General features: G+C 33.1%; 1 protein-coding gene and 1 pseudogene. One reads left to right on the top strand and one right to left on the bottom strand.

The features are described 5' to 3' along the window. A pseudogene (locus tag Q0075_RS08955) lies at window positions 1-125 on the bottom strand (ABC transporter permease); the annotation flags it as partial. Between the two features lie 444 nt (window positions 126-569). Here Q0075_RS08955 and purH point away from each other — a divergent pair. Then, complete coding sequence (purH, locus tag Q0075_RS08950; RefSeq protein WP_297869227.1) at window positions 570-2102, top strand: bifunctional phosphoribosylaminoimidazolecarboxamide formyltransferase/IMP cyclohydrolase; 1533 nt, start codon at window positions 570-572, stop codon at window positions 2100-2102. Window positions 2103-2322: the final 220 nt, after the last annotated feature.

The following is a 2322-nucleotide window of genomic DNA, read 5'->3' as shown; positions in this document are numbered from 1 at the left end:
GCAATAATGGAAAAAATACCAATGGTAACGCCTAACAACGACAAAAGCGTACGCAATTTATTATTACGCAACGCGTTAATGGCAAAACTGAAACTTTCTGAAAGTAATCGTAAATATAAAAGCATAATACTGAGCTATTATTAATAAGTAGAACATCGAGTGAAAATGTTACAGTTGGAGGGAATTTATTTATATTTGAAAAAAAAACAATGCTAAATGAAAATCTAATTTTGAGTCTTTTATTTGGACTAGCTTCATTTCTGTACTACCGAATTCATAAATGGTGGTTATCAGGTCGTGATGAAAATCCAATATTTTTTAAATTTGGTACAAAGGTTAATGTAATTCAAAATTGGATTATAATATTTTTTTTAGCAATTACTTCTTTAGGATTTTTGATAAAATCAATAATCTAATTTTAAAAAATATAAAACAATAAAGTTTGACTATTTTAAGAAGTATAACTACTTTTGCACCACGAACCCGAGGCGAGCCGAACTGTATGGAGCGTAGCGGAATAAAACAACAACATTTATCTGAGACTGATTCAGATACAACAACACAACACCATGAACACAACAAAAAAAATTGCTTCGGCATTGATTTCTGTATTTGACAAAAACGGTTTAGAACCTATTGTTAAAGCCCTTCACCAAAACAATGTAACCATTTATTCTACCGGCGGAACTGAAACTTTTATTAAAGATTTAGGTATTCCAGTAGTAGCAGTAGAAGATATTACAGCTTTCCCTGAAATTTTAGGTGGAAGAGTAAAAACCTTGCATCCAAAAATCTTCGGTGGAATTTTAAACCGTCAAGACCATGCTGGTGATGTGGAACAAATGAAAGAATTCAACATTCCGCAAATCGATTTAGTGATTGTGGATTTGTATCCGTTTGAAAAAACTGTTGCTTCAGGTGCTAGCGAACAAGATATTATCGAGAAAATCGACATCGGTGGTATTTCGTTAATTAGAGCGGCTGCTAAAAACTTCAAAGACACGGTAATTGTACCTTCTGTTGAGCAATATGCACCATTTTTGAATTTCTACACTGAAAACAATGGTGCTACCACTTTAGAAAACAGAAAATTATTAGCTTCAAGAGCTTTTAATGTTTCTTCACATTATGATTCGGCTATTTTTAACTACTTCAACCAAACGTTTGAAGAACCGGTTTTAAAAATCAGCGAACAAAACGGAAATGTATTACGTTATGGTGAAAATCCTCACCAAAAAGGATTTTTCTATGGCGATTTCGATAAAATGTTTACCAAAGTTCACGGAAAAGAATTGTCTTACAACAATTTATTAGACGTTGATGCAGCAGTAAATTTAATGAACGAATTCAAAAACGACAATCCAACTTTTGCGATTTTAAAACACAATAACGCTTGCGGTTTAGCAACCAGAAATACCATGAAAGAAGCATATTTAGATGCTTTAGCAGGTGACCCAACTTCAGCTTTCGGTGGAGTATTAATTGCGAATGGAAAAATTGATGTTGCAACCGCAAACGAAATCAACCAATTATTCTGCGAAGTAGTAATTGCTCCTGCATATGACCAAGAAGCAATTGATATTTTAGAAGAAAAGAAAAACAGAATTATCTTAATTTTAAACGACGTTGAATTACCTCAAACCACTGTAAGAACTTGTTTAAACGGTATTTTAGTGCAAGATAAAGACAACGTTACCGATTCAAAAGACCATTTAAAAACGGTTACAACAGCAATTCCAACAGAAGAAGAAATCGAAGATTTATTGTTTGCTTCAAAAATTTGTAAACACACCAAATCGAACACGATTGTATTTGCAAAAAATAAACAATTGTGTGCTTCTGGAACTGGACAAACTTCAAGAGTAGATGCTTTACGTCATGCCATTGAAAAAGCAACTTCCTTTGAATTCGATTTAACTGGAGCGGTTATGGCAAGTGACGCTTTCTTCCCTTTCCCAGACTGTGTAGAAATCGCAAACAAAGCTGGAATTACAGCAGTGATTCAACCAGGAGGTTCGATTAAAGATGAATTAAGTATCAATTATTGCAATGATAATAGCATGGCAATGGTTTTCACAGGAATCCGTCATTTTAAACACTAAAGTTTAACTTAAAAATCATATTTCACAAGCGCATTAAAAAAAATATTTTAATGCGCTTTTTATTTGCATTTATTCCAGATTATTTTTATAATTTTGCGAGTTGAATACAATTATACAAAAAACACTAAACCCTTCTCAAACCTATGGGATTTTTTGATTTCATGACCGAGGATATCGCAATCGACCTTGGTACCGCAAATACTCTAATCATTCACAACGA

It is taken from the genome of uncultured Flavobacterium sp. (assembly GCF_937967675.1).
Lineage (GTDB): Bacteria > Bacteroidota > Bacteroidia > Flavobacteriales > Flavobacteriaceae > Flavobacterium.
This window is presented reverse-complemented; position numbering and strand designations above follow the sequence as displayed.